The organism is Nocardia spongicola, assembly GCF_047200775.1.
GTDB lineage: Bacteria > Actinomycetota > Actinomycetes > Mycobacteriales > Mycobacteriaceae > Nocardia.
The window spans coordinates 120,583-145,063 of sequence record NZ_JBJZOO010000001.1; the positions used below are offsets into that span (position 1 = coordinate 120,583).

Annotated in this window: 21 protein-coding genes; 11 read left to right on the forward strand and 10 right to left on the reverse strand. The window is 63.7% G+C overall.

All coding sequences use genetic code 11. From position 1 onward, the window contains the following. Positions 1-140: 140 nt before the first annotated feature. Positions 141-623 (forward strand): nitroreductase family deazaflavin-dependent oxidoreductase, encoded by a 483-nt coding sequence (locus ACL02S_RS00545; protein WP_412800231.1) that lies wholly within the window; start codon positions 141-143, stop codon positions 621-623. 66 nt (positions 624-689) lie between these two features. On the opposite strand, the gene ACL02S_RS00550 is transcribed toward ACL02S_RS00545, so the two are convergent. Beyond that, positions 690-1,307, reverse strand: a complete 618-nt coding sequence (locus ACL02S_RS00550; protein ID WP_412800232.1) for a TetR/AcrR family transcriptional regulator — start codon at positions 1,305-1,307, stop codon at positions 690-692. 128 nt (positions 1,308-1,435) lie between these two features. Then, positions 1,436-2,782, reverse strand: a complete 1,347-nt coding sequence (locus ACL02S_RS00555; RefSeq protein WP_412800233.1) for a cytochrome P450 — start codon at positions 2,780-2,782, stop codon at positions 1,436-1,438. 234 nt (positions 2,783-3,016) lie between these two features. Between ACL02S_RS00555 and ACL02S_RS00560 the strand changes: the two genes are divergently transcribed. Further along, the gene (locus ACL02S_RS00560; protein ID WP_412800234.1) at positions 3,017-3,715 is read left to right on the forward strand and encodes a class I SAM-dependent methyltransferase; all 699 of its coding nucleotides are present in this window, start codon (positions 3,017-3,019) and stop codon (positions 3,713-3,715) included. Between the two features lie 177 nt (positions 3,716-3,892). Here the strand turns inward: ACL02S_RS00560 and ACL02S_RS00565 are convergent, their stop codons facing one another. From ACL02S_RS00565 to ACL02S_RS00575, 3 genes are all read right to left on the reverse strand, one after another. Continuing rightward, the gene (locus tag ACL02S_RS00565; protein ID WP_412800235.1) at positions 3,893-5,173 is read right to left on the reverse strand and encodes an IPT/TIG domain-containing protein; all 1,281 of its coding nucleotides are present in this window, start codon (positions 5,171-5,173) and stop codon (positions 3,893-3,895) included. A gap of 279 nt (positions 5,174-5,452) precedes the next feature. Beyond that, on the reverse strand, positions 5,453-6,658 hold the full coding sequence (locus tag ACL02S_RS00570) for a site-specific integrase (RefSeq protein WP_412800236.1): 1,206 nt from the start codon (positions 6,656-6,658) through the stop codon (positions 5,453-5,455). Between the two features lie 151 nt (positions 6,659-6,809). Further along, positions 6,810-7,409, reverse strand: coding sequence for a TetR/AcrR family transcriptional regulator (locus ACL02S_RS00575; protein ID WP_412800237.1), 600 nt, complete (start codon positions 7,407-7,409; stop codon positions 6,810-6,812). An 82-nt stretch (positions 7,410-7,491) separates the two neighbouring features. Here ACL02S_RS00575 and ACL02S_RS00580 point away from each other — a divergent pair, with 82 nt between their 5' ends. Next, positions 7,492-8,697, forward strand: coding sequence for an alpha/beta fold hydrolase (locus ACL02S_RS00580; RefSeq protein ID WP_412800238.1), 1,206 nt, complete (start codon positions 7,492-7,494; stop codon positions 8,695-8,697). A gap of 47 nt (positions 8,698-8,744) precedes the next feature. On the opposite strand, the gene ACL02S_RS00585 is transcribed toward ACL02S_RS00580, so the two are convergent. From ACL02S_RS00585 to ACL02S_RS00600, 4 genes are all read right to left on the reverse strand, one after another. Then, positions 8,745-10,013, reverse strand: a complete 1,269-nt coding sequence (locus ACL02S_RS00585) for a YncE family protein (RefSeq protein ID WP_412800239.1) — start codon at positions 10,011-10,013, stop codon at positions 8,745-8,747. Positions 10,014-10,372: 359 nt separating this feature from the next. Further along, a complete protein-coding gene (locus ACL02S_RS00590) occupies positions 10,373-11,818 on the reverse strand; it encodes a phytoene desaturase family protein (protein WP_412800240.1) in 1,446 nt (481 codons plus the stop codon). Positions 11,819-11,844: 26 nt separating this feature from the next. Continuing rightward, complete coding sequence (locus ACL02S_RS00595; protein WP_412800241.1) at positions 11,845-13,665, reverse strand: DUF3556 domain-containing protein; 1,821 nt, start codon at positions 13,663-13,665, stop codon at positions 11,845-11,847. Positions 13,666-13,762: 97 nt separating this feature from the next. Continuing rightward, on the reverse strand, positions 13,763-15,229 hold the full coding sequence (locus tag ACL02S_RS00600; protein ID WP_412800242.1) for a class I adenylate-forming enzyme family protein: 1,467 nt from the start codon (positions 15,227-15,229) through the stop codon (positions 13,763-13,765). A gap of 170 nt (positions 15,230-15,399) precedes the next feature. On the opposite strand from ACL02S_RS00600, the gene ACL02S_RS00605 reads away from it, so the two are divergent. Continuing rightward, positions 15,400-16,626 (forward strand): PucR family transcriptional regulator, encoded by a 1,227-nt coding sequence (locus ACL02S_RS00605; protein WP_412800243.1) that lies wholly within the window; start codon positions 15,400-15,402, stop codon positions 16,624-16,626. 116 nt (positions 16,627-16,742) lie between these two features. On the opposite strand, the gene ACL02S_RS00610 is transcribed toward ACL02S_RS00605, so the two are convergent. Further along, the gene (locus tag ACL02S_RS00610; protein ID WP_412800244.1) at positions 16,743-17,633 is read right to left on the reverse strand and encodes an alpha/beta fold hydrolase; all 891 of its coding nucleotides are present in this window, start codon (positions 17,631-17,633) and stop codon (positions 16,743-16,745) included. Positions 17,634-17,751: 118 nt separating this feature from the next. Here ACL02S_RS00610 and ACL02S_RS00615 point away from each other — a divergent pair, with 118 nt between their 5' ends. From ACL02S_RS00615 to ACL02S_RS00645, 7 genes are all read left to right on the forward strand, one after another. Beyond that, on the forward strand, positions 17,752-18,387 hold the full coding sequence (locus ACL02S_RS00615; protein WP_412800245.1) for a TetR/AcrR family transcriptional regulator: 636 nt from the start codon (positions 17,752-17,754) through the stop codon (positions 18,385-18,387). 241 nt (positions 18,388-18,628) lie between these two features. Then, entirely contained in the window at positions 18,629-19,069 is a 441-nt protein-coding gene (locus ACL02S_RS00620) for a DUF6069 family protein (RefSeq protein ID WP_412800246.1), read from the forward strand. A gap of 166 nt (positions 19,070-19,235) precedes the next feature. After that, positions 19,236-20,138, forward strand: a complete 903-nt coding sequence (locus tag ACL02S_RS00625) for a metal-dependent hydrolase (RefSeq protein ID WP_412800247.1) — start codon at positions 19,236-19,238, stop codon at positions 20,136-20,138. A 62-nt stretch (positions 20,139-20,200) separates the two neighbouring features. Then, positions 20,201-21,238 carry a PDR/VanB family oxidoreductase gene (locus ACL02S_RS00630; RefSeq protein ID WP_412801065.1) on the forward strand — a complete coding sequence of 346 codons (1,038 nt, stop codon included), beginning with the start codon at positions 20,201-20,203 and terminating at the stop codon, positions 21,236-21,238. A gap of 32 nt (positions 21,239-21,270) precedes the next feature. Further along, positions 21,271-23,043, forward strand: a complete 1,773-nt coding sequence (locus tag ACL02S_RS00635) for an SDR family oxidoreductase (RefSeq protein WP_412800248.1) — start codon at positions 21,271-21,273, stop codon at positions 23,041-23,043. A 216-nt stretch (positions 23,044-23,259) separates the two neighbouring features. Continuing rightward, a complete protein-coding gene (locus ACL02S_RS00640; RefSeq protein ID WP_412800249.1) occupies positions 23,260-23,778 on the forward strand; it encodes a helix-turn-helix domain-containing protein in 519 nt (172 codons plus the stop codon). After that, complete coding sequence (locus tag ACL02S_RS00645; RefSeq protein WP_412800250.1) at positions 23,778-24,341, forward strand: DUF6036 family nucleotidyltransferase; 564 nt, start codon at positions 23,778-23,780, stop codon at positions 24,339-24,341. Before ACL02S_RS00640 ends, ACL02S_RS00645 begins: the two co-directional genes overlap by 1 nt. Positions 24,342-24,481 lie beyond the last annotated feature (140 nt).

The following is a 24,481-nucleotide window of genomic DNA, read 5'->3' on the forward strand; positions in this document are numbered from 1 at the left end:
CACCAACCTCAAAACAACGCATAGAGGGAGGGGGCATTGTATCCGGGAGGTGTGAGGAGTCCGTCCGTAGGCGATGTGAGATAGCCCTCTGTCCGGCCCGTCCGGTTATCACAATGCCGGATACATGCCAGGATTCGAGTATGGAATCAAATCCGTTGTCGCCGTTGGCCAGACAGCTCGCTCAGCAGCATTGGGTAATGCGTTGCGCACCGATTGTGCTGCGGATGGAACGGTTGATCCGGCGGGTGAGCAGCGAGCGAATGGGTGTACTCGATTTGGTCGGGTTGCCGTCGATCGAGATCACTGTCGCTGGACGTAAGACCGGGATTCCCCGCACCACCTCACTGCTTTATGTCCCCATGGATGGGGATTTCATTGCTATCGGTTCGAATTGGGGTAGTCGTGAACATCCTTCGTGGTCGGCGAACCTGCGTGCTGCGGACACCGCCATGGTCCGGCATAAAGGCGAATTGTTCCGAGTCGACGTCTGCGAGATCACCGGCGTCGATCGCAAACGTGTCTGGGATCTCGCGGTCGAGTTCTGGCCCGGGTACGAGATGGAGTACGAGCGCTCCGGTGGCCGTGAGTTCCGCGTCTTCCGGTTGCGGCGCTCGGCTACTTGAAAGACTCGGTGCTGTATCGAGTTCGACCACATCGGATGATCTGGGGTAATGCGCTGGAGCCGAGGACTAGCGGTGCGCGCCGATGAGAGCCATCGCGGCTTCGGAGGCCACGTCGATGATGCCGGCGATATCGTTGCCGTCCTCGACGGTTGTCGCGATGAGTTCGCGGAACCCGCCGAGGAGGATCGTTGCCACCTGACGAGTGGGTGGGCGTAGGCCGGCGGTGGTGAATTCCCGGGTGCTGGTGAGTTTCTGGATGAGATCTATGAACGCCTCACCGGTCTCGCGCTGCAGCTGCCGCGCATCCTCGCCGAGAGCGGGAACTACTCGGATCCAGCTGAGCGTGACCGAAGGATCTTCTTGTGAGGACCGGATCCACGCCTCGACAGCTTGGCGGATTTGTGTGCGCCACGGTGCGTCCGGATCGACGGCGGTATCGATCCGGCGAATCGTTTCGTTGTTCCGCTCGGTCAGCAGAACGATGAAGCAATCTTGTTTGCTGGTGAAATGCTCATAAAATGTTCGCCGGGAAGTGCGAGCATGCCGGACCACATCGGCGACGGTGGAGTCCCGGTAACCACGTTCGCGGATGGTGCTGGCCATGCCGTCGAGCAGCCGACGACGGAACCCCGATTCCGTACCGGGGTCGGCAGCAACGGGCGGTATGGGTTCAGCGCGTATCACGAGATCAGGTTAGCTACTCCCCGCCGACTCACGTGGCCCCGCGTACACCGCGGGGCCCGTATCCGGTAGGAGGGGTGAATAGCGAGTCACGCGGGGCCTGGCGTCGGTTCCGCCCATCCGGAGAACCGCTAAACGGTCACCTCGGTGGTGCGGTCATCGATGGGTATGGGGTGCAGGGCGGAGCGTCGATGTACTACAGCACGGCCTTTCTCGGCCGGAACCAGTGCGATACCGCGGAAATGTGTCCGCTCATCCCTGGCATCGGTCGGTTCGAGTGTGAAATCGCGCAGTAGTGTTCGGAGCACCACGTTCATTTCCATCGTGGCGAATGCCGCGCCGATGCAGCGCCGGTGGCCACCGCCGAACGGAATCCAGCTGAAGGTGCCCGGTCGTACCCCGACGAAGCGATCGGGGTCGAAGGTGCGGGCATTGGGGAAAAGTTCCTCGTTGTCGTGCAGCAAGCGGATGCTGACCACGACGTTCTGGTCTTTCGGCAGGGTCCATCGGCCCAGCTGCATGGACTCTGCGAGGACCTTGCGCACTGTGAAGTCGATAACGGGCCGGACGCGTTGTACCTCCAGCAGGGTAGCTGCCCGGAGTTCCGAACCACCGGCATCGGCTTCGGCGACCAATCGTCGCAGCACCTCCGGGTGCCTTCGCAGCCGTTCGATCGTCCACGCCAGGGTCGTGGCGGTGGTTTCGTGACCGGCGGTGAGCAAAGTCAGCAGTTCATCCGCGATATCGCTGCGGCTCATGGGTGAGCCGTCGTCGTACCGGGCTTGCAGCATCATCGCCAGGACGTCGTCGCGATCTTCGATCCGTTCGTCTGCGGTGGCGTAGTCGATAAGCTGGTCGACGATCTCGTCATAGCGGCGGCGATATGACGTGAACCGGGCCCAAGGGCCGAGCCTGCCGAATAGCCGCTTCGGCACCGAAACCGCGGACAGCGCCGATGCGACCAGAACCAATTTGGGAAGCAGTTCGCGCAGTTCCTTGAACTCATCGCCTTCGGCGCCGAATACCGCACGCAGGATCACATTCAGTGTGATCCGCATCATAGAGTCCATCGTGCTGAACTCGGTTCCCGAAGGCCACGATGCCATCTCGTGGACAGCCTCTTCTTCGACCAGTGCTTCGTATGCGGTGAGTCGCCTGCCATGGAAGGGCGGAGTGAGTAATTTGCGCTGCTTGCGGTGTTGTTCGCCCTCTAGGGCAAACAACGAGCCAGGCCCGAGGAACTCGCCGAGGTTGGCATCGATGTTGTCGACGATGTCGGTGCTCGCGGTGAACAAGGCTTTGATCTCGGTGGGGTCTGCCAGTACTACCGACCGTCCGAATCTGGGCATATGGATGGTGAATGCCGAGCCGAAGCGGGCGTGCATCCGCCGCCAAGTCCTGGTGCGCCCGGCCAGGATCTCCAGGCTTTGCGCAATCGGTGGAGTTGCTGGGCCATCGGGCAGCCTTACCGTGGGCATACGCCCACCTCCTCGTGTGGTACTCCAGTGTACCACTAGTATGGTACGTCCACGTACCATATGTCACAAGATCTTGCTGCCATACGATCTCGTGGCCGGTAACACGTGTGGCCGGAAGTTGTCGCGCGTTCGTCCGGGCCCGATCGATCGGCTTCCGATAGTTTTTCGTTAATTCGATCCGGTAGCAGGCCCTCCTTCTTGAGGTGGACCGGCAGGCGCACGGATAGTGGAGTTATGGGTAACACATCAACTTATTTTCCTGAGATGGATTTCGACGCGGTGTATCGCGGTGAGGGGCCTTTCCCGGCGCCATGGGATATCGCCGATCCGCAGCCTGCGTTCGTGTTGACAGAGCAATTGGGTGGAATTACAGGCATAGTGCTCGATTCGGGGTGTGGCACTGGTGAAAATGCATTGTATCTGGCTGACCGAGGTTATTCGGTAACCGGATTGGATGCGGCACCGACCGCTATCGAGAAAGCGCGGAACAAGGCAGCGGAGCGGGGCGTCGAGGTTACGTTCGAGGTTGCCAACGCCTTGGAACTGGAGCGTTACGCGGACAGCTTCGATACCGTTGTCGACTCCGCGCTTGCACATATATTCGACGTTCCTACGCTGCGTCGATACGCCGCCTCGCTACATCTGGCGTGCCGGCCCGATGCGCGGGTGTATCTACTGGCCATCAACGATGCCGGGCAGGAAGTGATGACTACTCGCTTCACGGACGCGATGACCAAGTCGGGTCGTCCGGACGCGGCCGCTGATCGGCTGGCTGCCGCGATACCGAGAAAACATGCCGAGGAGTTACGCATCGGATTCGCCGAGGATTGGCGGCTGGAGTCGCTCGAAAAAACAGTGATGCGCACGATGCTGCCACCCGGCCCGGGATACGTCGAGATCGGTGCTTGGTTGGGTTGTTTCCGACGTATCTGATTTCCAGCCATTGCGCTCGGAATTAATTTCGGCGTTGCCGAATGCTGTTTCGATGATGGCTGGCGCAAACAGCCGCAGACTCTATAGCGAACGTGTGCGAAGTTCTCACCGAAAGTGTCTCCAACGCTGGTGTGAATGTGACTTCGACAACCATGGAGTTCAGCGTCGGGCTGGCGTTCAAGTCGTGATACCGAATACGTCGGTCGGGCTGGTGGCGATCGCGGTGGGGGTCGCGGTGCCGGTGATCGGCGCCGACACCACCTGATTGGTGCCCTGGTTGGTGATGAACAGGATGCCACCGGCGGCAGTGATATCTCGAGGGTTCGCCAGTCCCGTCACCAGGGGTATCGACGTGCCACCGGTGACCGGCACCGTCGACACCCGAGCGGCCCCGCCCTCGCAGATGTAGAGGAGGTTACCGACCCGGATGAGACCTGCAGAAATGTTCAGGCCGGTCGCCAACAGGGTCGGTGCGCCACCGCTTTGTGGCACCGAATACACATTGCCGGCGAGGGCATCGGTGAAGAACAACAGGCCGCCGTAGGTATAGGGCAGTGGATTGCTCGCGCCGTGCAGTAGGGCGGTGACGATGACGTCGACGGTGCCGGTGCCGGGTGGGGCGATGGCGTTGATCCGAGTGTCGGAGACGATAGTGAAAGTGGTTGCCGTCGCACCGAACATCACGCTCAACGGACCGGCGCCGGCGAACCCGCTACCGAAGATTCCTACCGTATTGCCGCCGGATTCGGGACCGGAACTCGGGTTGAGCGACGTGAGAGCAGGCGTCGCAAGCAGGGCAGCCGCAAGCGGGGTAACCGCAGGTTGTGTCGACAATCCATCGGTGATCCCGAAGACGCTGGTGGGGCTGGTGGCGATCGTGGTGGGGGTCGCGGTGCCGGTGATCGGCGCCGACACCACCTGATTGGTGCCCTGGTTGGTGATGAACAGGGTGTCACCCGAGGTGGTGATGTAGACAGGGTTCGCCAGACCAGTCACCAGAGGTGTTGGCGTGCCACCGGTGACCGGCACCGTCGACACCCGAGCGGCCCCGCCCTCGCAAATGTAGAGGAGGTTACCGCTCCTGACGATTCCTCGGGGAGTGTCCAGGCCGGTCGCCAACAGGCTTGGTGCGCCACCGGTTTGTGGCACTGCATACACATTACCGGCTACCACGAGGCCATCGGTGAAGAACAGCAGGCCGGAGCCGCCGTAGGTATACGGTAGCGGATTGCTCGCGCCGTGCAGTAGGGCGGTGACGATGACGTCGACGGTGCCGGTGCCGGGTGGGGCGATGGCGTTGATCCGAGTGTCGGAGACGATAGTGAAAGTGGTTGCCGTCGCACCGAACATCACGCTCAACGGACCGGCGCCGGCGAACCCGCTACCGAAGATTCCTACCGTATTGCCGCCGGATTCGGGACCGGAACTCGGGTTGAGTGACGTGAGGACGGGTGCCATCAGAGATCTCCGAATGAAGATAAGAGTTTGTCCTGCAAGAGATATCACCGTGGTAGCGACATCGCTGTTCCCAGTAACGCACCAGCGGTAGCGGTTCCGCAACGAATCCCTGGGCACAGTTCCGCAACGAACCCCTACTCCGTTTTCGTCCGTTTCTGCCCCGCCCCTGGATCTGCGACTTGGTGGTCACGGGAGATGACAGTGGTTGCCCCACAACGGGTACGGGGATCGAAAGTGCTGCCCGGCAGCATCCACGATGCGAAGGCCACCATAGATACGTCATAAACCGAGTTTGGTGACCGCGTTGTCTTCGAGTGGATTGGCTGTGCGGATATAGCCGTGCACAGTGCGTGGGTTGGACCAGCGTCCCTGGCGCATGATTTCGCGGTCGGTGGCGCCGCTGAGTGCGGCCTGCGTAGCGAATCCGGCGCGTAGTGAGTGTCCGGAGAAGAGCTCGGGGTCGAGCCCGGCCCTGGCGGCATACCGTTTGACCAGCTCGGCGACGGCACGGCCGGACATGGCGTGGTCTGCGATGTTGCCGTGCCGGGTGATGGCGGGGAAGAGGGGGAGGTCCGTGCCGGTGAGCGTGGTGCCGGTGAAGCCATGGCAGCGATGGTGCGAAGCCGCGCGGGCAGGCTGATCGTTCAGCCAGCTGCGCACACCGGATGTTCCGGTCGCGAAATGTGTTTCGCGCAGGCGCAGCCAGTCGGCGAAGGCGCAGACCGGGCAGGTGGCAGGGCGTCGGCCGCGGGGGAGGGCCACGCGTTGTTCCGCAGTGCCGGTCGGATCGGTTTTGGTGGCGGGCAGCCGGATCAGCAGGATGGGTTCGCCGATGGTGTGGTCCGTGCTCACCTCGATATCAGCGATGCGGAGTCCGGCGAGTTCGCTGCGACGCAATGCGCCTGCGAAACCGATGAGCAGGACGAGTGCGTCCCGGCGGCGGGCCGGTTCGGTGGGCCAGCCGGATGCGGGCAGTCCGGTCAAGAGCTGGTCGAGTGTGTGCAGCAGGATGGGGCGTTTGCGGGTGGGCCGGGTGCGGCGGGTGCGGCGGATGCCGCGCAGGGTGAGCCGCACGACATCCGAGCGGGTGGGGGATGGGAGTCCATTCGCGGCGTGCACCGCGGCGATAGCGGCGGACTTGCGTTCCAGCGTTGCCGGACTGAAAGCCCAGGCGCCGGTGTCGCGGCGGGTGTCGGCGGCCGCGGCCAGATACACCGCGACATCGAGAGCGTCGGCTGGCAGGGCCTGCCTGCCTTCGGTGGCGCACCAGGCAGACCACGCGATCCAGTCCGCGCGATAGGCCCGCAAGGTGTTAGCCGACTGGGAAGCTTCGAGGTACCGGCGCAGCGAGCCTGCTTGATCGTCGTCGAAGCGTTCGCGCACCAGCCGTAGCGCGGTGGCGTCCACCAGTACGCTGCGGACACCGCGGCGTAGTTCCGTGCGCACCGAATCGGGAACCGCGACGACGGGAGATCGATCATCCATGGCTCGTCTCCCGTGTTCATTTCGGCGGCTGACTGTTCGCGCCAAGAAGATTCGGCGCGCGAATTCACCCTAGGTCATCTGCATGATCGCGCTGCCACTGCACGCCGACTCCGGCCGAGCTTTCTCCCGGGAACTCGCGGATATGAGCGCGCTACCGGAGGCCGAGGGAGCGGCTCAGGTGGGTGGTCCACCAATGGAGTTGGGGGGTTGGGGTGGTGGCCGTCCGGCCGGTGAGGCCCGCGCTGCGGCGGAAGGCCTGGCCATACAGCGGCTCGGTAGCGAGGGCCTGGTGGAGCGCGGCGACCGCGAGCCGGGTGTCTGCGATGGGGATGGTCGCGGCATCGGGGCGCAGGGCGTGGAGCGTGTCGACCACCGGGTCGAGCATCCCCGACCCTTCGTCCCGCCATCCGGCGGCGTGGAGTGCTATGGCCAGCTCGCCATAACCTTGGCGGTAGAACACCGCCAAGGCATCGACCAGCTCGCAGAGATCAGGGTCACGGTCGAGCCAGGAGTTCAGCACCTCGCTCACCCCGGCCCGGATCTTCCGGCCGCCGTGGCGCAGCAGAGCTTCCAGGAGGCGGTCGCGGGTACCGAAGTGGTGGTTGACTCCCGCATCGGTCATGCCGATGCGGGAGGCGACGGCTCGTACCTGTACGGCGGCTACACCGCCCTCGAGCAGGAGCTTCTCAGCAGCATCCAGGATCAGGCGCCGTGCTTCGTCGGGCTGGCGGCGCACTCGCGAACGTGTCACTCCGGCAACACTACATTGACATGCCAAGGTAATTGACCTTACGGTTCTACCTTGACATCACAAGGTAGGAGGTGCCACCGCGATGATCGACCGCATCACCCCTGAGGCACGGCGAATCGCCCGCCCCGATGCAGTCCTGCGCGGGGAGGAGGACGGTGTCGGGCCGACCGTCTTGTTGCTGCACGCCGGTGGGGAACGCCGTCAGGTGTGGACACCGGTTATCGACGTCCTCGTCGATGCCGGGTTCCGGTGCGTGGCTTTCGATCAACGCGGTCACGGTGACAGCGACGGTTCGCTGCGGGCGCTCGCGCCTTGCGCGGACGACGTCGCTGCCATGCTGCGTGCCGAGTCTCCGGGATGTGTGGTCGTCGGCGCCTCGCTGGGCGGGCTCGCCACCATTGCCGCACTGGGGGATCCGGCGGTACGGGCACGGGTGGCCGGCCTCGTGTTGGTGGATGTCGTTCCCGACCCCGAGCCCCACCGTGTTCGCCGTTTCCTCGCCGCCGGTGGCATGCTCGACGCTCACAGCGAGATCGTCGACGATATCCTCGCCCAGCTTCCCCGGTTACGACAGATCGCCACGGAGCTCGATATGCCGGTTCTGCTCGTCCGCGGCACCGCGTCGCCTCTCCTCGGCGATGATGTCGACCGGCTACTCCGTCTGGTCCCACACGCCACGGTGATCCCTATCCGCGGCGCCGGTCACCTCGTCGCCAGGGATCAACCGGAGCGGTTGGCCGAGACCATCACCGCCGTTGCCTCCGAGTGGCCTGCGCTGGCATTGCTGCGTGCGCTCGACACCGGACAGCTCGCCCATCCGGGCGGGAATCTCTTCGACCACCTTCAGCGGGTGCGTGATCTGGTAGCGAGCTTGGGCGGGGGCAGACGTGTACGTCTCGCCGCGCTCTGCCATGCCTGCTACGGTACCGACGGCTTCCCGCACCCGCTATTGCCGCTCGACCGGCGAACCCGGCTGCAGGCGGCAATCGGCGACGAGGCGGAGGCCCTCGTCTATCGCTATGCCGCCTGTGACCGGAACCAGACCTACGCCCGGCTCGGTGCGACACCACTTCTGCTCACCGACCGCTTCACCGGTGAGCTCGTCGCTCTGGCTGCCGCCGACCTCGCCGACTTCGCTCTTCTCACCATTGCCAATGAGCTGGACATCGCCCGCACCGCCCGGCTCACCTCCGAAGCGCGCCGCGATATCCGAGCTCTTGTCACCGCACTGGCGTCCTACGTCCCTGATGTCGCCGTCCGGGCTCTCACCGATCCATCCCTGCGCTGAGGTCTGAACAAGCTACCGCAGAGCAGGTGTATTGCCCACCGGATCGGTCATACTGCGGCGGGAGCCTGCCAGCCTGCGGGCAGTCCGCCGATCCGGATCCGTTGCGGATGGTCACCCACCGGGATCGAGGTGATCTCGGTGCCGGTAGCGAAATCGATAGCGGTCACCTGATCGGCACCGCTTTCGGAAATGACACAAGCCTTTCCGTCGCCGCTGACCGTCGCCCAGTACGGCTTGGCGGCCGACACCAACGGCCCCGGCTGTAAGTCGGTCAGATCGACGATGGTGGCGTAATCGTCCATCGTCCCGGCGACGCACAGTTTGGTGCCAGAGGGGTCCATCGACATACCGTGGTGCCGGGAATCGTTGACGAAGGTGGTGCGATCGTCACTGGTGGCGGAGTTCTCCGGCAGCTCCTCGACGCGGAGGATCCGGTCGCCTACCACGTCGTATTCCAGGATCCCGTTGAAGAAGGACACCTGGAAGTACAACCTGGACTCGTCCGGACTGAACGCCACCGGACGTACCGCGTCCGAAAGATCCTTGCGGCCGAACGCATCCAGGCGTTCCCGCATATCGATGATCTCGACCTGTTCGAAGGTGTTCGCGTCGACAACGGTGATCCTGCGGTCACCCTTGGTGAAGTCGAGGAGCGGGCTGTCGAAGCTGGTGTCGACCTCACCGATGGCCATATTCCAGATCTTGCCGTCCCTGGTGAAGACGTTCTCGTGTGGCTTGTCACCGGTAGGGAACCTGCCCACCTCGTGGCCGGTATTGATATCGAGTACATGGACGGTGTTGCTGGTCGAGGCGGATACCGCGACCCGGTTGCCGTCGGGTGACACCGCCATATGGTCGGAGCGGTTTCCGGAGACGGGGAAGCGCCAGTTCAGCTCGCCGGTGGCGGTGTCGATCGATGCGACATCGGCGAAGCTGGGACGGGAGACCACGATCGCCGCCCCGTCGGGGGTGGTGTACATATCGTCCACGTATTGGTCGTGGCCTTCGCCGACGGTATGGCGGATACCGAAGAAGTAGGCCAGTCGCAGCGGGTCGTGGTAGATCTCACGCAACCGTTCGCCCTTGTCCGGGATGAGGTTGATCCGGCCGATCTTGGCGAAATCACCGGTGGAGTGGATGATATCGGCGGTGCCCTCCCAGTTGTTGCCGACCAGCAGCACCTCCTGCAGACCTGGCGTCGCGTTTGCCGCATGGCTCCCGTAGCCGAATGTTCCGGAAAGTACGGTCGCCAGCACGGCCACGATCGCGCTTCGCCACACTCGTCGGCGGCGAGGTGCGGGAGTGGAGGGGGGCATGGAATTCCTCTCGAAGGTAGAACCGCCGTAGTCGAACAAGCCGCTGCCCACAGCGCTGTGGGCGATCCTGCCCGACCATCACGACACCTACACCCTGGTCGATATAGCCGACCAGGCGCGCTTCACCCGGGACTATATGGGCATGGCGACTCGGTTTTGAACATTCGAATGTTCAAAATCGGGTCAGTGCATGGTAGGCAGCGGCGCCCCGGACTACAAGGTTTATCGGGAAAGGTACTGTTCGGCCCAGTGATGCTCGTCTCTCCTGGAGTTCGTGGTACACCTGCCCAGCCGACTACCTCTGCCGACATGTGCGCCGAGGTTTTCTGTGACACAGGCCATGAAGGATCGCACCGAGTTCAGGTGAGATTCCCTGTGAGTGGCACGTCGTCGTAGCCCAACCGACGGAGCGCTCGCTGTGCGGCGTTCGCGCCGCACATGCCATGTGCTCCTGGACCAGGTGGGGTAGCTGCCGAGCACATGTAGTGGCCAGGTACGCCGACATCATAGGGATGCAGTGTCTTTCGAGGTCCGAACACCAACTGTGGGATGTCTTTCGCTCCGGTCATGATGTTGCCGCCGACATAGTTGGGGTTGTACTCGGCGAATTCCGATGTGCTGCATATCTCGGCTCCCACTATGCGGTCGCGGAACCCGGGGGCGAAGCGTTCTATCTGGGCAGTGATCGCCGCCGTCGCGTCGCCACGGTAGGCGTGTGGAACGTGGGCGTACGCCCAGATCGGATGGATATCGCCTACCGAGCGTCGCGGGTCGGCGAGATACTGCTGGCCGACCAGCACAAAGGGGCGTTCGGGCATTCGGCCACGATGCACATCGCGTTCGGCGGCGGCGATCTCGGCGAATGAACCGCCGAGGTGCACTGTCCCGGCTCGCCGTGCGGCCTCCGCGGTCCACGGCACGCCACCGTGGACCGCGAAGTCGACCTTGAATGCCCCGGGTCCATAGCGAAACGCGCGATACGCCTTCTGGATTCGAAAGGGCAGCCGCTCGCCGAGGATCTCGGCGATGGCATGCGGTGCCACGTCCCACATCGTCACCTCTGCCTGCGGCAGATCGGCCATGGACCGCACGTATCTCCCGGTTTCGATCTTCCCGCCGAGGTCGCCGAGTAACGACGCCATGGCGTCGGTGATTCGCTGTGACCCACCTGCGGCGACCGCCCAACCATAGGCGTGGCCCGCGGTGAGAATGCCGAGGCCGATGCTCGCACTGAGTGGTCGATGCAGCGGATGGAAAGCGTGGGCGGCGACACCACCGAAGAGTCCTCTGGCCTGCTCGGTGCGGAACAACCCGGCGAGTAATGTGGCCGGGGCCAAAGCAGGCACCCCGAAGCGGGCCAACTGCAGCGGATGGCGAGGTGGACGCAGCAGCGGCCGCATGATGTCGGCGCTCATCCGGTGGTAGCCGGCTGTTGTCCGCTCGAACAGCAGCCGCCATATCCGGTCGTCGCTGCCGAGACCGGCAGCGGTCCTGGCAACCGAGCGAAACAGGACGCCTGCGCTGCCGTCGTCGAGTGGATGCGCGCAGTCGATTTCCGGCCACACCCAGGACAATCCGTACCGCTCCAGGTCGAGGCCGCGCAAGAATGGAGAACCGACCGCCATCGGGTGGATAGCCGAGCAATGGTCGTGGAGTAGCCCGGGCACGATCATCTCGCTGGTGCGGGTACCGCCGCCGATCTGGTCGGCGCCCTCCAACACGGTCACCTTCAGTCCGGCTCGTGCCAAGGTGATCGCTGCGGCCAAACCGTTGGGGCCGCTGCCGACCACCACTGCGGCGCTCATGTCACTCTCCTGTCTTCGCGCTGGTCTCAGTGCACAGTCTGCGGCGTGGGGACTCGGTCGTGTTCGTCGGGCGGAGTCGGCACGCTGTACCCCGTACGCCGCCAGGTCACCTCGTGCGGGATCGGCCCGTCGGGCAGCCACGGCTGCGCCTGCACCGCATCGCGTACCAACCAGGTACCCCGTTCTACGACACCGAGCGCCGCGTCGATGACCTGATAGTGCTGGATACCTCGGTGGATCGGCTGCGACTCCACCCACACCACGATCCATTCGCCCGGCGCGAATCCGACGCGGGACTGCACCGCATTGATCAGGTCGATATTATGCAGGTGGCCATCGCCGAAGTTGAAGCCGATCAGCGAATTACAGCCGAACTCCGCTTCCCGCACGGTCCAACGGTCGATATCGGGAAGGTGTCTGTACAGCAGGGAGAACAGTCCGCGTCCCTGGCTGTGCATCGAGCGCCAGGCAATGGTCTGCTGCAGGGTGATCTCCGCGACCACGGGCTCGTAGCCCATGGCTTGCAGTTGGTCGACTTGGTTCACCGTGGGGCGGTGCCGCAGCGTGTTCAGCTTCTCCTCCGCGCCGGGCGCGAAGGCCCAGAGGGCCGACGCCCAGTTTCCCGCGTACTGCCGCATCGATGGCAGGAACGACACCTTGTCCGGGCGCAGATTGCCGAGAATCGGGAAGAACACCAGAGCTGCGATGATCGCCACGGTCAGCCACGGCGAGGAGATGTCACCGAGTCCATAGCCACTCTCGTTGGGGTAGCCGAGGAACAGGAACACGGTCAGATAGGCGAACAGGACGTTCCACTCCAACGGCACCGCCAGCGGGAAGGTGGAGGCGATGAAGGCGTGGAACACCACCATCAGCACCACGCCGGCCAGTGTCACCCGGTGATCGGTGGAGAACAGCAAGATCAGTGGCGTAACGATTTCGACGGCGGTGCCTCCGACATGGGCGATGAACGAAGCGGCTTTCGACGGGCGGATATCCCGTGGGAAGTCGCGGTAGTGCCATCGCTTGACCCACTTGGCTGGTATGGCCGGGCTGTTGGAGATCATCGGCGGTATGACGTTGGTGAAATGCCGCCCGAACTTCGACACGCCTGCTCCGATCCACACGATGCAGATCAGCAGCTTGCCTGCGATGATCATGTCGACAAACGGCAGCACCGCGAAGAATACGAGAGCGGGCAGGTACTGTTCGCCGCGCGCGGCGAGAAAGATCGTCTTGTCCCGCAGACCACAGAGCACGTACAGCACGATCGGAGCGATGAGCAGCGCTGGATTCACCAGGCCGGAAGTATTGTCGGGCAGCGCCGCGCTCAGCGAAGCGCTCGACACACCTGGCAGCGCGATCGCGGTCAGTAGCGATGCCAGGAATGCCAGGTAGAGAAGGACATCGATAACTGTGCGGGAGTCGCCGTCGGTGAACGGTACCCGCCGCCACGGCCGCAGCCGGATCGTGCCGACTCGGGTGTAGAACAGGATCCCGCCGGTCATCGGCTTGAACTTGCCCGCGAGCGGCCCCCATGATCCGGCAATGCCCATCGCCTCGAGCAAGATGATCCACATCACCAACTTCTGGTAGACCACGGGCTGGTTCCACCACGCCGCGACGTCCCAGAACGGGCCTACACCCGAACTCCACGTCGCCAGCGCCACGCCGGCAAGCACCACGACGAACAGCACCTTGAGCAGATAGATCGTATGAATGAGCTTCGGTGTTCCGAAGCCGTATTCCACCCAATGCAGGGCGAGCGTTTTCATCCGCTCGCGTAACGGTTTGTCGAGGAATGTCTCCACATCTACGGGTGGGAAATCTCCCGTTTTGAACCCCATTGCTCGGACCTTTCTTATTCAATGAATCGAACCCATGCGAGGACCCGCAGATATCGGACTCGGATGACAGAGTTTCGTTCACCTTCGAACGAATGTGCTACGCGGTGGTGACCGTGTCGGTGACGAGTGCGCGGAGTTTTCTTTTGTCGATCTTCCCGATCGGATTCCTCGGGAGGGCTTCGACCAGTTCGATCGACACCGGCACTTTTATTCGCGTCAGGGACTTTTGGCAGTGCTCGGTGAGTTCGGCGGCGTCGACTCGGGTGCCGGGCATCCGTACCACACGAGCTACCGGGACTTCGCCGAGGACCGGATCGGGAGCGCCGATCACCGCGGCCTCCAGTACCGACGGGTGTGTGTGCAACACGTTCTCGATCTCTTTGGGGTAGATGTTCTCGCCGCCGCGAATGATCATGTCCTTGATCCGATCGACCAGCACGAGGTATCCGTCCGGATCGAAGTAGCCGATGTCGCCGGTGTGCAGCCAGCCGTCGACCACCGTCTGCGCCGTCGCCTCGGGCCTGCCGAGGTAGCCGCGCATCACATTGGCGCCACGGATCACCACCTCCCCAGCTGTGCCGTCGTCGAGGAGTGCACCCTCCGCATTCATGATCGCTACCGTTTGCCCTGGCAGCGGCAGCCCGACCGTCCCTGGCTTTCGCGGTCCGCCCGGCGGATTCAGGGTCGATGCGCACGTACCTTCCGACAGTCCGTAGCCTTCGACGACCGGCACGCCGAAACGTGTTTCGAACCGGGTGATCAGTTCCGCAGGCATGGGGGCGGCCCCACAGATCACGCGTCGCAGCGACGACGTATCCGGTGTCAGGCTCGTCGGTTGCGCGACCAGCATGGCGTAGATGGCCGGGACAGCCGAAAAGTATGTCGGTCTGACCTTTTCGACCACATCGAAGAACGTCGAGGCCGAGAATCGCCCGGCTATTGTTGTCCGGCCACCGGCGAGCAGCGGTGACAGCACGCTTACCACGATCCCATTGACGTGGAACAACGGCAGGATCAGCAGACAGTGGTCGGTATCGTCCAATGCCATGGCCCCGATGATCATTTCGCACATCGCGGCCACATTGCTGTGGTCGAGGACGACGCCTTTCGGCTGTCCTGTGGTGCCGCTGGTGTAGATGATCAGCGCGGGTGCGGCCGGATCGACTGCTACCGCTTCGGGGGTGGCGGCGTCGGATCCGGTCCCGGCCACCTCGGACATATCCAACGTTCCCGGTGCTCCATCCTGCTCGGTCACCACCACCTTGGCCGAGCAGTCGGTGACCTGGTAGCGCACCTCCTCGCTGGTGGATTCCGGTTTGACCGGTGTGACCGCGGCACCGAGCCGCCACGCCGCGAACAGGATCACGATGAATTCGATCCGGTTGGGAAGTACCAGTGCGACGACGTCGCCCTCGCGAACCCCGTGCTCGTACAAAACGGCCGCTGTCGCACGCACACGTTGTGCGAAAGTCCGGTTGTCGAGCTGCTCACGGTCGTCGGCGATAGCTGAGCCGAACGGATTTCGGGTGGCGCGGATTTGTGGTAGATCAACAACCTGCTGCACGATTTCCTCACCTAACGCGGTGTGATGTGAATTACATTGCCAACGTAGGTATGAAAAGAGTGTTGTGCTACGGGCCCGCGTCCCAGAATTTCCGACCCGCTTTGTGCTCGTGGCACAACAAGGGTGGGAATGTGTCGGAGTCGTCGCCCTGGTTCCGGTACCGTCCGGACATGAGCGCTGACGTGGACGAGGCCGTCCGTGATGTCGCCGGACGTATCAAAGCCGAACTCGTAGATCTGACTTCCGGGATGACCTCGATGTTCATCGAGGTCATCCCGGAGTTCCACCACGACGACGAAGTGCGGCGACTGATGATCGCCAGCACCGCGTCCAACCTCGCCGCGCTCATCGACATACTGACGCTGAGCATCTCCCATGACGACATCACCGTGCCACCGGCTGCCGCCGAATATGCGCGCCGATTCGCTCAGCACGGGATGTCCTTGGTTGCTCTGTTGCGCGCCTATCGCCTCGGTGAGCACATGCTCGTGCAGCGGGCGATCTCCCTGCTTCAAGACTCCGACGTCTCCGCCGATATCGCGCTGGAGACCACCAGCCGGATCGCTCGGGCGGCCGACACCTACATCGACCAGGTCATCGAAGGCGTCACCGACATCTACGAGAACGAGCGCCGTCGCTGGGACGCGCGCTCGGACAGTACCCGTGCGGCACAGATCCGCGCGGTGCTCGACACCGAAGACCTCGACCTCGCGTCCGCAGAGCAGATGCTCGCCGCATCGCTGCGGGGATGGCATATCGCCGCCGTCATCTGGCTGGGCAAACCCGTGGCCTCGTCGACCGCATTGCTGCGCGCCGGGGCGGCGATGCTCGCAGGTGCGACCGGGAAAGAACCGCTGACCGTGTTGATCGATGAACAGAATTGCTGGGCCTGGATATCATCCAGCGGAGAACCTGCGCTCGATGTCGACAATCTCGAACGAGACCTGCGCCGTAGACCAGGGATTCACCTCGCGATCGGCGATCCAGGCACCGGGCTGACCGGATTTCGTCAGACTTTTCGCGATGCCCTGCGTGCCCGCAACCTCACTCTGGTGGCAGATCCCGCACGCAGGCTGACGCTGCACTCCCGAGTCGCCTTGGCCAGCTTGCTGGTCGATCATTTGCCCGAAACCAAGGCATGGGTGCACCGGGTTCTCGGCAACCTATTACGTGACGACGAGACGACCGCGCGGCTTCGCGAAACGGTGCGGACATATCTGGATACTCGCGGCAGTCTCACCGATGCCGCGGCCCGCATGCACGTCCACAAGAACACCGTCCACTACCGGATACACCGAGCCGAAGACGTACTCGGCCACCCGCTGTCGGTCAACCGGCTCGAAATCGAAGTGGCGCTGCTGATTGTCGATCAGCTCGGCCTCGATCGTCAACGCTGACGTCCGTCCACGGAGGCAAGGAGCTCTTTCGGCACCGATCAGGGCGAAGAGTCGGTATCCGGTGAATCCGCATAGAACGCAGTGGCCGGAATCTTCTGCTCCGTCGCGCCTTCCGATCAGTGTGTCCGAGGCGAGTTGCGTTCGATGAGGCTGCGGATGTGGTCGGCGATCGCTGGTGCGCTGTCTTCTGGGAAGAAGTGCCTGCCGGGCAAAAGTACGGGTTCGTCGATGCCGACGATGCGGGCGGCGATACGACCGTACTTCTGTAGGGTCAGCGCCGGGTCGTCGGCTGCCCACAGCACCTGGACCGGGTACGGGGTGTCGGATACCGCGGCCGTGTACAACGCGGTCTTGGCTCGTGTGGTCTCGAACGAATGCATGATCCGCAAGAAGGCTCGGCCACCGTCGGTATAGGTCACCAACATGCTGTGCAGATCGATTTCGGTGTCCGTTACGGTCGATCCCTGCGCCAGGCCGATGCGGCGCATCAGCGTGCGATAGACCGGGCCTCGGCTGCCCGCGAGCCACAGCCGGTCGAGCACCGGGTATTGGAATGGCCGCATCGGCCACGGTTTACGGAAGGTATGGGCCTCGATCATGGTGTTCAGAATCGTCAGAGAGGCGATGCGTTCCGGAGTGCGAGCAGCGATCTCGAAACCCACAGGCCCGCCGATATCGTGCACGACGAGATGACACTGATCGATGCCCATTGCGTCCAGCGTGCGTTCCACGTGTAGTCCCAGTCCGGTCCAGGAATAGTCGAAATCCGCTGGACGATCAGATAATCCGAGTCCGGGCAGATCGGGTGCCACGCCACGGAGTCCGCGATCGGCCAGTTCCGGCAGCAGTCGTCGCCACAAGAAGCTCGAGACGGGTACGCCGTGGATGCAGACGACGGGCACACTGCCGTGTCCCTCCTCGCGGACGAAGGTCCGTATTCCGCCGACATCGATGAAGTGGCCTGCTCTCCGATGGGTGTCGAGCAGTGCGTCGAGATCCGTTCGCATGAGTACTCCCTTTTGGCGACGGTGCAGCAGCGATGCCATAACTTGGAACGACCGATTCAAGTTAGCATGATGCGCGCTATACTGGAACCCTCGTTCCAAGATTGCAGACGCGAGGGATATGGCCGACATCAAGCATTTCGATCCGGACGTGGCCCTGGAGACGGTCGTCCACTTGTTCTGGCGCCAGGGGATGGCCTCGACCGGAATCCGGGACATCGTGTCGGCTACCGGACTCAACCGCTCCAGCTTGTACTCCACCTTCGGTAGCAAGCAGGATCTGTACCGCGCCGCACTGTGCCGCTATATCGACAAATGGTCTGAGCCGGTCTTCAGCGGACTCACCGAGGACGGGCGCGGCCTGCCGGTGATCGCCGAGTTCTTCACCGGGCTGATCGACCTGCGATGCTCCGGCCGCTACGCGCAGTGGGGCTGCATGGTCACCAATGCGCATGCGGGCATGGAGAACGATGATCCGGAAATTCGCTCCATACTCGACCGGCACCACGAGAAACTCCGAAACATGTTGCGCGCGGCGCTCGTCGCCGCACACGCCAGGGACCAGTTGGATCCCGCCGTCGATCCGGATGCTGCCGCCGACGTGCTGGTCATGCTTGTCTACGCGATCAATCTGCGCTCCCGCGCGGGAGCCGAGGCCGGGACATTGCGTAGCACCGTGACAGCGGCCCTGATTTCGATCGGGTGTACACCCCCCGATGTCGGCACCCGGGGCGGCGTGACCTCGTCGACCGATTGATCTTCCGTAAGGCCGACCCGCAAATGCGTGCGCAGCTGAAGCCTGCCGTATCCGGGCTGCATGCGGCGCTGGGTAGGCAGGCAGTGTCAATCATCGTGATCTCGAGTATTTTCGTTGCCCCGCGGTTGATGCTGGATGTGATCTGCACCATTATGCGGCCAAGTGCCATTTACCTCAATATTTATTGAGGTTTGAGGATGGTCTCACGTGCGTTTCCCAGCTTCATCTCGAGGAGATCATCATGAGCACCACGTCCACTACCGCTCGTTCCGCCGCCCGCGTCCCCGCATTGAATCGTCCCGTCGCCGTCTTCGGTGCGATCGGCGCCGCTGTTCTGGCCAACCTCGTCGTCTGGCTGATCGGAGCGGCCGCCGGTGGCACGTTCGAAATGTCCGATGCGGGCCGAAAGCAGAGTGTTGCCCCCGGCGGGATCATCGTATTGACCGTGATCCCGATGCTGATCGGGCTCGGTGCGGCGGCATTGTTGTCCTACAGGTGGATCGGTGTGTTGCGGGTCGCTGCGGTGATCGGTTCGGTGCTCGCTGTCGCCACCATCGGCTTGACCGTGAGTGCCGACTTCGACACCGCGTCCACGATCGCGCTGTCGATCACGCACCTGACATTGGTCCCCGCCATAGTCGTGGCCACCGAGGGTCTGCGCCGCAGGTTGCTCGAAGGGTGACACATGCACAGATGAGGTGGTGATGGTGACGACTGCCGTCATGTTGTGTCACCGTCCGGTAGATGGTGACACATTTTGTATGTTACCGAAGGTTCTATGTATGTGTAGGATCTTTATCAGGGACGCGTAGGAATTGTGTGCCTGTGATGGGAATCGAGGAGTACCGATGAAGCTACTTCGCAGGGCCGGGCGAAGGCCTGACAGTGCCCCGGGCTCCGTGGCGCTGCACGCCCGCAACGTGCGATTCGACTGGACGGACACCCCGTTGCGCTGGATGCCCGAGGAGCCGATCGCCTCGCACCTGATCAGTTCGCTGAACCTGCTCCTGCCCGAAGGGGAGCGCATGTTCTGTGCCGCGTACACCGAGGCGCTGCCGTATGTGCGGGACGAAAAACTGCGCGAGGCGATGCTCGGCTTCATCGGTCAAGAATCGATGCACGCCGAAACGCACGACAAGGTGCTGCGCGAGGTGCTCGCCGTACACGGCATCGACCCGGAGCCCTATCTGCGGCAGGCCGAATACCTCTTCCGCCGGACGCTCGGGCTCAGGAACGCGGAAGGTGTGGCGCAGCGACAGCTACTGGTCGAGCGGCTGGCGTTCATCGCGTGCCTGGAGCACTTCTTCGCCTATCTCGGCGACTGGGTGCTGAACGCGGATCTGGAACGGTTCGGTGCCGATCCGCGGATGGTGGACCTGTTCCGCTGGCACGGCGCGGAGGAGGTCGAGCACCGGCATGTCGCGCATGATGTGGCGGTGTACTTCGGTGTCGGATACCTGCGGCGCGCAGGGCTGATGCTGCTGGTCTTCCCGATTTTCCTCACACTGGTGTTGCGCGGCACCAAGTTCCTTGTCCATCAGGACCAGGAACTACCAGACCTCGGCTATCCGCGGTTGCTGACGCGGGTTTTCGGTGCGATGTGGCGCGGTGCGTTGCCCGGCGTCCCCTCGCTCCTGCGGAGCGCGCTGAGCACCCTCGAACCCGGATACAACCCGGAGGCGGTCGGCTCGACCGCGCAGGCGGTGGCGTACCTGGCCAAATCCCCGGCAGCACAAGCGGCCGCATTGTGAGTTCGCCGATACCAGACCGGCTGCCCGCGGACCTGTTCGGCAGACGTGCGCACGACAGGACCGTGCGCGTGCTCGATGCGGTGGCCTCCGCTCGGCTGCGCTGGACCACGTTGGTCAACCGGCGCGATCCGCGTCTCGAAGTGAACGACCGGCGGTTCGCGCTGGTGGTCACCGAGCGGCGGATCGAGGCGCGTGACCAGGACGTGGTGAGTTTGCGCCTGGCCGCCGCCGACGGGCGCGCGCTACCGCCATGGCGTCCCGGTGCTCACCTCGACCTCGAGCTTCCATCGGGCCTGCTGCGGCAGTACTCGCTGTGCGGCGACCCCGCGGACACCCGCGCCTATCGCGTAGCGGTGCGCCGGATCCCCGAAGGAGGGGGCGGTTCGGTAGAGGTGCACGACGCACTCCCGGTGGGGTCGCCACTCGTGGTACGCGGTCCGCGCAACGCGTTCCCCTTCGCCGTACCAGGCTACGGATCCCCCGCCACCCGAATACATTTCGTCGCAGGGGGCATCGGTATCACACCGATCCTGCCCATGATCGGGCTGGCGCACCGGCTCGGCGTCGAGTGGACGATGGTGTACACCGGGCGCAACCGGGACACCCTGCCGTTCCTCGACGAGATCGCGGGATTCGGCGATCGTGCCGTCGTGCGCACCGATGACGAGCACGGTCTGCCGGACGCGACCGCTCTGCTGCCCGGTATCGGGCCCGGCACCGCGGTCTACTGTTGCGGGCCGGTCCCGATGATCGCCGTGATCACCCGCGCGGTAAGCGAAATACCCTCCATAGAAATGCATTCCGAGCGATTCTCGCCTCCGCCCATCGTGAACGGCACACCGTTCGAGATCCGATTCGCCTCCACCGGGGATGTCGTCGAAGTCGGCGCGGACCGCACCGCCCTCGATACGATCCTCGAATCCCGGCCCGACCACCCGTATTCCTGTAGACAAGGTTTCTGCCGCACCTGCAAGGTCCAGGTGTTGGCAGGAGAACCCGACCACCACGACAGTGCGCTCACCGCCGCCGAGCGTGAGGCGGGGCAGATGCTCGTCTGCGTCTCGCGCGCCGAAGGTGGACGACTCGTACTCGATCTGTGACCCGAACTGGGGTTAGTCAAGGGAGAAAACCGATGACCATCACCGAGATCGACCCGGCGATCGAACGCACCGTCCGCAGCGGCGAATTCGACCTCGCCGTCTACGAATACGGTGACCCGACCGCGGAAACCGTTGTGCTCGTACACGGATGGCCTGATACCCATCACTTGTGGGATGCGGTTGTGCCGCTGTTGGCCCGCCGGTTCCATGTGGTGGCCTACGACACCCGCGGGCACGGCCGCTCCACTCGCACCCGGCGCACGGTCGACTTCCGGCTCGATCGCCTGGCCGCGGACTTCTACGCGGTCGCCGCCGCGGTCAGCCCCGACCGTCCCGTGCATGTGCTCGCCCATGACTGGGGTTCGGTGCAGGTGTGGGAAGCGGTGTGCGAGCCTCGTGCCGCCACCAGGGTCGCATCGTTCACCTCCGTATCCGGCCCGAATCTGGACCACCTCGGCACATGGATCCGGGACCGGCTGTCGCGCCCGACACCGCGCAATGTATGGCAGCCGTTCACCCAGTTGCTGTCGTCGGCATACACCTTCTTCTTCATGACCCCTGGGCTGCCGCGCGCCGCCTTCGGACTGATCGGGACCGAACGCGTATGGCGGCAGTTCGTCGCGCTCATGAACGAGACCGCGCCGTCGACCGTGCGCCTCGGCCCGACCTTTCGCACCGACATCGTGGACGGTCTGCTGATCTATCGCGCGAACATCGCGCAGCGTGTGCTCGCCCCGCGTGAGCGGCGAACCGAGGTGCCGGTGCAGCTGATCGTCGCAGGACGTGACGTCGCCGTCCGCCCCGCCGGATACGACGACGAACACAAGTGGACCGAGCGGTTGTGGCGCCGGGATGTGCCCGCCGGGCACTGGATGCCGTTCTCGCATCCGGAGCTGCTGGCCACCGCGACCACCGAGCTGATCGACACCGTCAACGGCGCGTCGGCTCCCCGGACGCTGCGCCGTGCCGAAGCGGGCCGCGCCGGACGGCCCTTCGAAGACCAGTTGGTGGTGATCACAGGCGCGGGCAGCGGTATAGGGCGGGAGACCGCACTCGCCCTGGCCCGCCGCGGCGCCGAAATCGTACTCTCCGATATCGATCTCGCGGCGGCGAAAGCGACCGCCGAGCTGATCGCCGCCGAACACGGTGTGGCGCACGTGTATCGACTCGACGTCGCCGACGAGTCCGATATGCGGACGCACGCTACGACCGTGTTGGAGACCCACGGTGTCCCCGATATCCTGATCAACAACGCTGGCATCGGACAGGCAGGCGATTTCTTCGAGACGTCCTCCGCCGACTTCGACCGGGTACTGCGGATCAACCTCGGCGGCGTGATCAATGGTTGCCGCGCGTTCGGCCCCGCCATGGCCGAACGCGGGCTCGGCGGGCATATCGTGAACCTCTCCAGCATGGCGGCCTACAGCCCGCAGCAGGGGTTCAGCGCCTACGCCACCAGCAAGTCGGCGGTGTTCATGTTCTCCGACTGTCTTCGCGCCGAGCTGGCGGGGCGCGGGATCTCGGTGCACACGATCTGTCCCGGCATCGTGCACACCAATATCGTGGCACGCACCCGGTTCTCGGGCGTCAGCGCGGGGGAGGAGAAGCGTAAGCAGGAGCGTTACGACAATCTGTACCGGATGCGGCGTTACGGCCCGGAGAAGGTGGCCGAGCGGATCGTACACGCGATGGAACGCGACCGCAGTATCGTGCCGGTGACACCGGAGGCCCACCTGCAGTACCACTTCGAGCGATTGGCGCCCGCTGTCGTTCGTTTCCTGGCCGCGCGGGTGAAGCTGACCTGATCGAGGGTCGCCACGCCTTCCGATCCACTACCGCCCGTTTCGCCGCCCGCATCCCCGCATTGAATTGTCCCCTTGCCGTCTTCGGGGCGATCGGCGCCGCTGTTCTGGCCAACCTCGTCGTCTGGCTGACCGGCGCGGCCGCCGGTGGTACGTCGGACATGCGGTCCAGCATGGAACGATCGGGTGCCCTATAGCGCTGGACGCTATAGTTGGCGTATGTCCACTCAGAGCGATGTGCTGTGCGAGGTGATGCGTGAAACGGGCACCACCCAGTCCGAGCTATCACGGGTGAGCGGCGTCCACCAGTCCAGTATCAGCCAGGCCTTGTCCGGTAAGTTGAATCTGAGTGATGAGCAGCTCGAACGGCTGTTGTCGTGCATGGGATACCGACTCGAAGTCGTGCGGCGCCCTGTCGTCGCCGAGTTGACCCGATCCGAGCGGCGCTCGTGGCAGTTACACCGTCGGCTCTCGACACATTTGACCCGATCAAGCCTCGAGGAGTGGCGGCCGCGTATCGAACGCAATCTAGACCGGCTGCGGAGCGGGGTGTCCGGCCAGCCACACATGCGCAATCTCGATCGTTGGAAGTCGCTGATAGAGCGCGGCGATGTGCCGGGGCTCCACCGTGCATTGACTGGTCTCGACCGGGACTCGATCGAGATGCGTGAGGTATCCCCAATGGGTGGGCTTCTCCCGCAAGGTGAGCGCGCCGATGTGCTGCGCTTGGCGGGTTGATGCGTCGCGACCAGTTGGAGCACGCCATCCGGACGGCGTGTCAGATCATCGGCCGGTCCGAGGTGATCGTGGTCGGTTCCCAATCGATCCTCGGTAGCTTCGATGAAGCCCAGCTTCCCGCCGATGCCACGATGTCACTGGAGATCGATATCCTCCCGATTGCCGATGACAATGTCGAGACCGTGCGACTGGCGGACCTTATCGAGGGCGTGGCAGGCGAGTTCTCACCCTTCGAGGACTTGCACGGTTTCAGCATCGATGGCGTCGATATGGAGACATCCGCACTCCCGGATGGCTGGCGAAGCCGAATGATCAAGGTACAGAACGCCAATACGGCCGCGCCGTCGGGTGAACCGCAGTTCACTGGGTGGTGCCTCGACAAGGAGGACTTGTGCGTTGCGAAGCTGTGTGCGTTTCGTGAGAAGGATCAGAACTTCGTGGCTGCGCTACTGGAATCCGGGCTCGTCGCCCCAGTCGTGATCGCCGAACGCCTACCGCACGTTCCGGATAGCTATAAACCCGCGGTCGAGCGCGCACTCGGGTGGATCAGCTCCTGGTTTTGACGTCCTCCTTGGCCTGAAGGACCAAGGATTCCTCCCAGCGTCCGCACGGGACGCTCTCGGTGGGTTCCTGTTTCGCAGAAGGTACTTCGGCATCGTCACTCCTCGTATTTCCGTGGCAGCCATTGTGCCGCCGTCATACC

What these genes read in the sequence shown, in the direction of transcription:
- ACL02S_RS00545 (WP_412800231.1), top strand. Translation starts at nt 141, where the DNA reads ATGGAATCAAATCCGTTGTCGCCGTTGGCCAGACAGCTCGCTCAGCAG.
- ACL02S_RS00555 (WP_412800233.1), bottom strand. Translation starts at nt 2,782, where the DNA reads ATGCCCACGGTAAGGCTGCCCGATGGCCCAGCAACTCCACCGATTGCG.
- ACL02S_RS00560 (WP_412800234.1), top strand. Translation starts at nt 3,017, where the DNA reads ATGGGTAACACATCAACTTATTTTCCTGAGATGGATTTCGACGCGGTG.
- ACL02S_RS00565 (WP_412800235.1), bottom strand. Translation starts at nt 5,173, where the DNA reads ATGGCACCCGTCCTCACGTCACTCAACCCGAGTTCCGGTCCCGAATCC.
- ACL02S_RS00570 (WP_412800236.1), bottom strand. Translation starts at nt 6,658, where the DNA reads ATGGATGATCGATCTCCCGTCGTCGCGGTTCCCGATTCGGTGCGCACG.
- ACL02S_RS00580 (WP_412800238.1), top strand. Translation starts at nt 7,492, where the DNA reads ATGATCGACCGCATCACCCCTGAGGCACGGCGAATCGCCCGCCCCGAT.
- ACL02S_RS00585 (WP_412800239.1), bottom strand. Translation starts at nt 10,013, where the DNA reads ATGCCCCCCTCCACTCCCGCACCTCGCCGCCGACGAGTGTGGCGAAGC.
- ACL02S_RS00590 (WP_412800240.1), bottom strand. Translation starts at nt 11,818, where the DNA reads ATGAGCGCCGCAGTGGTGGTCGGCAGCGGCCCCAACGGTTTGGCCGCA.
- ACL02S_RS00595 (WP_412800241.1), bottom strand. Translation starts at nt 13,665, where the DNA reads ATGGGGTTCAAAACGGGAGATTTCCCACCCGTAGATGTGGAGACATTC.
- ACL02S_RS00605 (WP_412800243.1), top strand. Translation starts at nt 15,400, where the DNA reads ATGAGCGCTGACGTGGACGAGGCCGTCCGTGATGTCGCCGGACGTATC.
- ACL02S_RS00610 (WP_412800244.1), bottom strand. Translation starts at nt 17,633, where the DNA reads ATGCGAACGGATCTCGACGCACTGCTCGACACCCATCGGAGAGCAGGC.
- ACL02S_RS00615 (WP_412800245.1), top strand. Translation starts at nt 17,752, where the DNA reads ATGGCCGACATCAAGCATTTCGATCCGGACGTGGCCCTGGAGACGGTC.
- ACL02S_RS00620 (WP_412800246.1), top strand. Translation starts at nt 18,629, where the DNA reads ATGAGCACCACGTCCACTACCGCTCGTTCCGCCGCCCGCGTCCCCGCA.
- ACL02S_RS00625 (WP_412800247.1), top strand. Translation starts at nt 19,236, where the DNA reads ATGAAGCTACTTCGCAGGGCCGGGCGAAGGCCTGACAGTGCCCCGGGC.
- ACL02S_RS00635 (WP_412800248.1), top strand. Translation starts at nt 21,271, where the DNA reads ATGACCATCACCGAGATCGACCCGGCGATCGAACGCACCGTCCGCAGC.
- ACL02S_RS00640 (WP_412800249.1), top strand. Translation starts at nt 23,260, where the DNA reads ATGTCCACTCAGAGCGATGTGCTGTGCGAGGTGATGCGTGAAACGGGC.
- ACL02S_RS00645 (WP_412800250.1), top strand. Translation starts at nt 23,778, where the DNA reads ATGCGTCGCGACCAGTTGGAGCACGCCATCCGGACGGCGTGTCAGATC.